This is a genomic window from Sphingomonas sp. 66-10, from assembly GCF_001897045.1.
GTDB classification, from domain to species: Bacteria; Pseudomonadota; Alphaproteobacteria; order Sphingomonadales; family Sphingomonadaceae; genus Sphingomonas; species Sphingomonas lycopersici.
In genome coordinates this window covers 1-6,815 of the sequence record NZ_MKRR01000020.1, presented here as the reverse complement: position 1 = coordinate 6,815, position 6,815 = coordinate 1, and the positions used below count along the sequence as shown (strand labels likewise).

The window sequence follows — 6,815 nt, the reverse complement described above, 5'->3', positions numbered from 1 at the left end:
GACAATCTCGCCTTCCTCACCCAGACCACATTGTCGGTCGACGATACCTCGGAGGTGGTGGATGCGCTCCAGCGGCGCTTCCCGACGATCCAGGGGCCGCGCGGCGAGGATATTTGCTACGCCACCTCGAACCGGCAGAGCGCGGTCAAGGCGATCGCCGCCTCGTGCGACGCGATGCTGGTGATCGGTGCGCCCAATTCCTCCAACTCGCTGCGGCTGGTGGAGGTCGCCGAGCGCGAGGGTACGCGCGCGCGGCTGATCCAGCGCGCCGCCGAGCTCGACTGGTCGTTCCTCGACGGGGTGCGCACGCTCGGGCTGACCGCGGGAGCATCGGCGCCCGAATTGCTGGTGCGCGAGCTGATCGACCTGCTCGCCACCCGCTACGCGATCAACGAACGCGAAGTGGAAACGACGCGCGAATCGATCGCGTTCAAGCTGCCGCGCGGGCTCGAAGCCGTCGCCTGAGGCGGTTTTCAATCTTGCCTTTTCCATCGTCATGCCGGACTTGATCCGGCATCCAGAGCAACGAGCGAAAGCCTTTGTGGCTCTGGGTGCCGGGTCGAGCCCGGCATGACGGCGGGTGGGTAGCGGGCCAGCACCGCAAATATAATCAAGGGGTTAGAATGGCGGTCTATACGCAGGTGTCGGCTGAGGTGCTGGCAGCGTTTCTGACGCGCTATGACGTGGGCGAACTCGTCTCGGCCAAGGGGATCGCCGAGGGGGTCGAGAATTCGAACTTCCTCGTCGAGACGACGCGCGATCGCTTCATCCTGACGCTCTACGAAAAGCGTGTCGCGGCGGCGGACCTGCCGTTCTTCATGGCGTTGCTCGATCATCTCGACGCCAAGGGCCTGCCGGTGCCGCCTGCGATCAAGGATCGCGACGGCATCGAGATTCAGGAGCTGGAGGGGCGCCCGGCGTGCCTGATCCGCTTCATGCCCGGCGTCTCGCTGTCGCACCCCACCCCGGCGCAGGCGCTCGCCGCGGGCAGTGCGATGGGCGAGATGCACCGCGCGGTCGCCGATTTCGCGCCGACCCGCGAAAATTCGATGGGGGTCGACACATGGCGCCCGCTGCTCGATCGCTGCGGGCGCAGCCTCGATCAGATCGCGCCGGGGCTGTACGACGATCTCGCCGCCGCGCTCGATCATGTCGAGGCGCGCTGGCCGCGCGACACGCTCGACCGCGTTGCGATCCACGCCGATCTGTTCCCCGACAATGTGCTGATGCTCGGCGACACGGTGACCAGCCTGATCGACTTCTATTTCGCCTGCACCGATATCCGAGTCTACGATCTGGCGGTGATGCACGGCGCCTGGGCGTTCGACGGCGCCGGGCGGAATTACGACGCCGCGGTCGGCGAGGCGCTGATCCGCGGCTATGAGCGGCATTTCCCGCTGAGCGCCGAGGAGCGCGGCCTGTTCGCCACGCTCGCCAGCGGCGCGTGCATCCGCTTCGCGCTGTCGCGCGCGTGGGACTGGCTCAATACGCCGCCCGATGCGCTCGTGATGCGCAAGGACCCGCTCGCCTATATGCGCCGCCTCGGCCATTATCATCCCGCGCTGGCGATGCGCGTCGCATGAACGAATTGTCCGAGGTCGAGGCGTTCACCGACGGTGCGTGCAAGGGCAATCCCGGCCCCGGCGGCTGGGGGGTCGTGCTGCGCATGGGGGTGCATGAGAAGGAATTGTCGGGGGGCGATCCTTCCACCACCAACAATCGCATGGAACTGACCGCGGCGATCGAGGCGCTCAACGCGCTGAGCCGGCCGTGCCGCGTCCGACTGTATACCGACAGCCGCTATGTGATGGACGGGCTGACCAAATGGATCCACGGCTGGCAGCGCAACGGCTGGAAGACCGCGGACAAGAAGCCGGTCAAGAATGCCGAATTGTGGCAGGCATTGCTCGCCGCGGCGAAGCGTCACCGGATCGAATGGCAATGGGTGAAGGGCCACGCCGGCCACCCGGAAAACGAGCGTGCCGATAAATTGGCAAGCGATGCCGCGATCGCGGCGGGGCGAGCCGGGCGGGTTTAATTAGCCAGGCCGATTGCGCCGCAATCACCCCTCCCCGTTCGGGCTGAGCTTGTCGAAGCCCTGCACTTTTCTTCCTCGCGAAGAAGAAAGCAGCCCTCCGGCGGGTCCCATGAAAGTATTACTTTCATGGGCGCCCTCACAAGCTCAGGGCGAACGGCTTTATTTGCGCGCGCCTTCCCTTATTCGGCAAACCGATCGGGCAGATACATCGCGATGTCGATCCCCGACGGCGGTGCCTCGCCCAGCAGCAGCGCCGCGCCGATCGCCGCGGCGGCAGGCGCGGTCTGGATGCCGAACCCGCCCTGCCCCGCGAACCAGAAGAACCCCGGCCTATCGGGCGCGAAGCCGTAGACCGGCAACCGATCCGGCGTGAAGCTGCGCAGCCCGGCCCATTTGCGCTCGACCTGCATCACCCGCCAGTCGACCGCCTGCTCCATCCGGTCGATCGCGATCGCGACGTCGAGTTCCTCGGGCTGGACATCGCCCGGCGCGACCGGGGTCTCGTCGTGCGGCGAAAGCCACAACCGCCCGCCCGCTTCGGGCTTGAAATAGAAAGCGCCGCCGAGATGGACGACATGCGGGACCCCCGCCGCCACCGGCGGATCGACGCGCAGTTGCGCCAGCGTCCGGCGATAGGGCTGGATGCCGATCGGCGCCGCCCCCGCCTGCCGCGCCACCAGATCGACCCACGCCCCGGCGGCGTTGACCAGCACCGTCGCCTCATAGCGGCCCGAGTCGGTCTCGATCCGCCAGCGGCCGTCGACGCGCGCCGCGCTGGTCACCGCGCTGCGCAATGCGAGCTCCGCCCCCGCCTTGCGCGCGCGCGCCAGTGCATCGGCGTGGAGCGCGGCGACGTCGATATAGGTGCAGCTCGGCTCCCATATTCCGATCGTCCAGCCGGGGCGCAGCCCGGGAATATAGGCCGCGGGGTCGACGCGTTCGAGCGTCACCCCGGATTCCTCGAACGCGGCGAGAAACGCCTCGGCGCGCGCCGCATCCTCCGCCTGCCCGATATGCAGCGACCCAAGCGGATCGAGGAACCCGCCCGCCTGCAGCGCCGGCCCCGATAAAGTGGTGAGCGGCTGGACGCCCGGCCCGCCATAGGTTTCGGACCAGAAAGCCGCCGAGCGCCCGGTGGCGTGATAACCCGCGATATCCTCCGCCTCGAGCATCACCACGCGGGCGCGGTCGCCGATCGCGGCAGCAAGGGTGGCGCCGGCAATGCCCGCGCCGACGATCGCGATATCGTAGGTCATCGCGCGCGCGTTTCGAGGAATTGGTCGATCGCCGCAAGCGCGCGATCGCGCACCGGATCCGCCTCGCGCAACAATTCATGCGCGGCCTCCGCGCCGAAGCGGACGACCGTCGCATCGGGCAGCCGATCGGCGACGCGCAGCGCCGCCGCCGGATCGACCAGCGCATCGGCCTCCGCCACCAGCAGCATGATCGGCACCGCGAGCGATTCGATCCGCCGGTCCGCCTGGAGCGCGCGCGTCCCGGCGAAGGCGTGCGCGAGCCACGCCCAGCTCGGCGGGCCGAGCTGGATCTCGGGCTTTTCGCGATACCAATATTGCTCGTCGTCGTAGCGCGACGCGTCATGCGTCAGCAGCGCGCGGCGTTCGAGTCGCGCGCCGGGACGCTCATGGCCCTTCCACGCCGCGCGCGCGGGGTTGCCGATGTGGGTCATCAGCCGGGCGACCGTCGCGCCGAGCCACGGCCCGACCGGCGCGCGCAGCCCGAGCATCGGCGCGACAAGCACCGCCGCCGCCGGGGTCACCGCGCGATCGAGCAGCGCACGGAGCACGAGATAGCCCCCCATCGAATGCCCCATCACGACTCGCGGGCCGGGCGCATCCCAGGCGTGCCAGAAAGCCGCGATATCGGCGATCCACGGTGCGAAATCGTCCACATGGCCGACATGCGGATCGGGCGACAGCCGCCCCGATCCGCCCTGCCCGCGCCAGTCGAACGACGCGATCGTCCACCCCGCGGCGTGCCAATGCCCGAAGGCTTCGAAATATTTCTCGAACACGTCGCCGCGCCCGCCCTGAAACAGGATCGCGCCGCGCGGGGTGCCTTCCGCCGGCCAGTCGAAACGGCGGATCGTCCAGCCGTCGGGCGCCGACCATTGGGTGATCGTCGCGCCGGCCGGAATCGCGCGGCGGAGGGGCGCTGCGATGGTCATCGGGGATGGTTACGGTTTGGAAAGCCATTCCGTCTAGTCAGTTGCATCAATGGGGTGGGTTCTTCTTTCCGGCGCGCTGCCTGTGGCGCTTCTGCTTCTGCTGTTGTCGGCGGGAATCGAGGACGTGCGCACGCGTGAGATCGCTAATTGGAAGAATGCCGCGATCGCGTTGCTCGCGCCCTTGTGGTGGCTGGCGATCGGGCTGCCGCTGTGGCCCGGCGTCGCGCTGCGCATCGGCGTGGCGCTGGCGGTGTTCGCATTATTCTGCGTCGCGTTTCACTTCGGGCAGATGGGCGGCGGCGACGTCAAGCTGATCGGCGCGCTCGCCTTGTGGCTGCAGCCGATCGCGGTGCTGCAGATGCTCGTCCTCATGTCGCTGGCCGGCGGGGTGCTGACGCTGGTGATGCTGGCCGACCACCATTTTCGGAAAAGCCAGCGGACTCTGGAGATTCCCTACGGTGTTGCGATCGCGATAGCCGGCCTCGCCGCGCTTCGCGAACCCCTTCTTAACCAGTTTGCGTAATCATAGCCGGCGCGAAATCCGGCCGGGCGGACGCTTGAAAGGCACGTTTTGTCATGGATACTCGCAAGGTCGTATTGCTGGTCGGGGCGCTGTTCGTCGCGGCTGTTACGGCATTCTTCGCGCGAACCCTGATCGCAGGAAACGCCGCGCCGCAAGCGCAGGCGGTGGCCGCCGTCGCGCCCCCGGCGGAGGGGCCCAAGGTGCTGGTCGCGACGCGTGCGCTGCCGGTCGGAACGATCATCGATCCGGCGTCGGTGAAGTTTCAGCCGTGGCCGAAGGAGCTGGTCGAGGGCGCCTATTTCCAGGAGGGCGCCGGCTTCGACATGAAGAATGTCGTCGGCACGGTGGTGCGCACCGCGATGACCGCCGGACAGCCGATCACGCAAGGCGCGCTGGTCAAGCCGGGTGACCGCGGCTTCCTCGCCGCCGCGCTCGGCCCGGGGATGCGCGCGGTGACGGTGCCGGTTTCGACGCAATCGTCGGTCGCCGGCTTTATCTTTCCCGGCGACCGCGTCGATCTGCTGCTGACCCAGTCGGTCGCCGGCGGCGGCGAAGGCCCGCCGCTCAAGGCGTCCGAGACGATCATGCGCAACCTGCGCGTGCTCGCCACCGATCAGCGCACCTCGGACGAGAAGGACGAAAAGGGCAATACGATCGTTCACACCTTCTCCACCGTCACGATCGAGGCAACTCCCAAGATCGCGGAGGAGATTGCGGTGGCGCAGACGCTCGGCACGCTGTCGCTCTCGCTGCGTTCGATCGCCGACAATCAGGGGGAATTCGATCGCGCGATCGCCTCGGGCGCGGTGAAGCTGCCGACCAATGGCGATCCCAAGGCCGAAAAGGCGTTGATGACGCAATTCGCCAGCCTGCCGCAGACGGGCGATTCGACCTATTCGGTCGGCGCTGACGTCTCGCGGTTCCAGCGCAGCACCGTGCCGGGCAAGGCGCAGGATAACAGCGCGGCGGGGGGCGCCGCCGGTGCCGCGCCGCCGATCGGCCCGATCGTCCGTGTTGCCCGGGGGACTGCTGTGACCGCCGTTCCGGTGGGGGGGAAGAACTGACATGCGTATTCGTTCGAAGCCGATCGGCCTGCCGATCGCGGTCGCGCTGACCGCCGTCGCGGTCGCCGCGACGCCGGCCGCCGCCCCGGCCCAGCCCGGCATGACCGGCACGGCGGTGGTGCAGCTCGCCACCAGCCGCGGCCGGTTGATCACGCTGGCGCGGCCGATGACCGACTTGTTCGTCGCCAATTCGGACATCGCCGACGTGCAGGTCCGCTCGCCGACCCAGCTCTATATCTTCGGCAAGAAGCCGGGCGAGACGACCGTTTCGGCGACCTCGCGCGGCGGACAGGTAGTCTATGCGGCCACGGTCCGCGTCGGCAACAATTTCGATTCGCTCGGGCAGATGCTCAAGCTCGCGATGCCCGAGGCGGCGATCACCGCGACGACGATGAACGGGGTCGTGCTGCTCACCGGCACGGTCGCGCAGCCCGACGACGGCGCCGAAGCCGAACGGCTTGTCACCGCTTTCGTCGGCGAAGGGACCAAGGTGGTCAGCCGGTTGCGCACCGCGACCCCGCTGCAGGTCAACCTGCAGGTGCGCTTCGCCGAGGTGAGCCGCAGCTTCGTCAAGAACATCGGCTCGAACATCATGACGCGCGATATGACGTCCGGCTTCAACTTCGGCATCGCATCCGGGCGTCCGAATTTCGGCACCATTTCCAACAATAACACCACCGGCCTGCCGATGGCCGACGCATCGGCGCTCTACGGCCTGCCGACGGGGACGCTGTCGCTGCCGTTCAATCCGGCCACCAAACAGTTCATCACCGGCACGCAAACCACCGTCAAGCAGGGCAGCGACCGTACGACCCTGGGATTCGCGGGCAAGCTGTTTGGCCTCGATGTGCTTCAGGCGCTCGATCTCGGCGAACGGATCGGGCAGGTGACCAGCCTCGCCAACCCGAATTTGACCGCTCTGTCGGGCGAGACCGGCACCTTCCTCGCCGGCGGCGAGATCCCGATCCCGATCGCGCAGGGGCTGGGCGCGGTGTCGATCGAATA

General features: G+C 67.9%; 7 protein-coding genes and 1 pseudogene. 6 read left to right on the top strand and 2 right to left on the bottom strand.

What is annotated here, in order from left to right; translation table 11 throughout:
* The 3 genes and pseudogenes from ispH to rnhA all read left to right on the top strand — a co-directional run.
* Nucleotides 1-465, top strand: a pseudogene (gene ispH / locus BGN95_RS02465) (4-hydroxy-3-methylbut-2-enyl diphosphate reductase); the annotation flags it as partial.
* A gap of 158 nt (nt 466-623) precedes the next feature.
* Nucleotides 624-1,583 carry a homoserine kinase gene (thrB, locus tag BGN95_RS02460; RefSeq protein WP_179512177.1) on the top strand — a complete coding sequence of 320 codons (960 nt, stop codon included), beginning with the start codon at nt 624-626 and terminating at the stop codon, nt 1,581-1,583.
* Nucleotides 1,580-2,038, top strand: coding sequence for a ribonuclease HI (rnhA, locus tag BGN95_RS02455; RefSeq protein WP_179512178.1), 459 nt, complete (start codon nt 1,580-1,582; stop codon nt 2,036-2,038). The genes thrB and rnhA overlap by 4 nt, the downstream gene beginning before the upstream one ends.
* Nucleotides 2,039-2,217: 179 nt before the next feature.
* Here rnhA and BGN95_RS02450 read toward each other — a convergent pair whose 3' ends face one another.
* Both BGN95_RS02450 and BGN95_RS02445 read right to left on the bottom strand, forming a co-directional pair.
* A complete protein-coding gene (locus tag BGN95_RS02450; protein ID WP_265271531.1) occupies nt 2,218-3,294 on the bottom strand; it encodes an NAD(P)/FAD-dependent oxidoreductase in 1,077 nt (358 codons plus the stop codon).
* Nucleotides 3,291-4,223: an alpha/beta fold hydrolase gene (locus tag BGN95_RS02445; RefSeq protein ID WP_179512180.1), complete on the bottom strand. Its 933-nt coding sequence runs from the start codon at nt 4,221-4,223 to the stop codon at nt 3,291-3,293. Before BGN95_RS02445 ends, BGN95_RS02450 begins: the two co-directional genes overlap by 4 nt.
* A 49-nt stretch (nt 4,224-4,272) precedes the next feature.
* Between BGN95_RS02445 and BGN95_RS02440 the strand changes: the two genes are divergently transcribed.
* From BGN95_RS02440 to BGN95_RS02430, 3 genes are all read left to right on the top strand, one after another.
* Entirely contained in the window at nt 4,273-4,746 is a 474-nt protein-coding gene (locus BGN95_RS02440) for an A24 family peptidase (protein ID WP_179512181.1), read from the top strand.
* Nucleotides 4,747-4,799: 53 nt separating this feature from the next.
* Nucleotides 4,800-5,810: a Flp pilus assembly protein CpaB gene (gene cpaB / locus BGN95_RS02435; protein ID WP_179512182.1), complete on the top strand. Its 1,011-nt coding sequence runs from the start codon at nt 4,800-4,802 to the stop codon at nt 5,808-5,810.
* 1 nt (nt 5,811) lies between these two features.
* A partial coding sequence (locus BGN95_RS02430) for a pilus assembly protein N-terminal domain-containing protein (protein ID WP_286771516.1) occupies nt 5,812-6,815 on the top strand: 1,004 nt, incomplete at its 3' end.

Excerpts from the sequence above, each read along its gene's own strand:
- thrB (WP_179512177.1), top strand. The coding sequence starts at position 624 with ATGGCGGTCTATACGCAGGTGTCGGCTGAGGTGCTGGCAGCGTTTCTG.
- rnhA (WP_179512178.1), top strand. The coding sequence starts at position 1,580 with ATGAACGAATTGTCCGAGGTCGAGGCGTTCACCGACGGTGCGTGCAAG.
- BGN95_RS02450 (WP_265271531.1), bottom strand. The coding sequence starts at position 3,294 with ATGACCTACGATATCGCGATCGTCGGCGCGGGCATTGCCGGCGCCACC.
- BGN95_RS02445 (WP_179512180.1), bottom strand. The coding sequence starts at position 4,223 with ATGACCATCGCAGCGCCCCTCCGCCGCGCGATTCCGGCCGGCGCGACG.
- BGN95_RS02440 (WP_179512181.1), top strand. The coding sequence starts at position 4,273 with ATGGGGTGGGTTCTTCTTTCCGGCGCGCTGCCTGTGGCGCTTCTGCTT.
- cpaB (WP_179512182.1), top strand. The coding sequence starts at position 4,800 with ATGGATACTCGCAAGGTCGTATTGCTGGTCGGGGCGCTGTTCGTCGCG.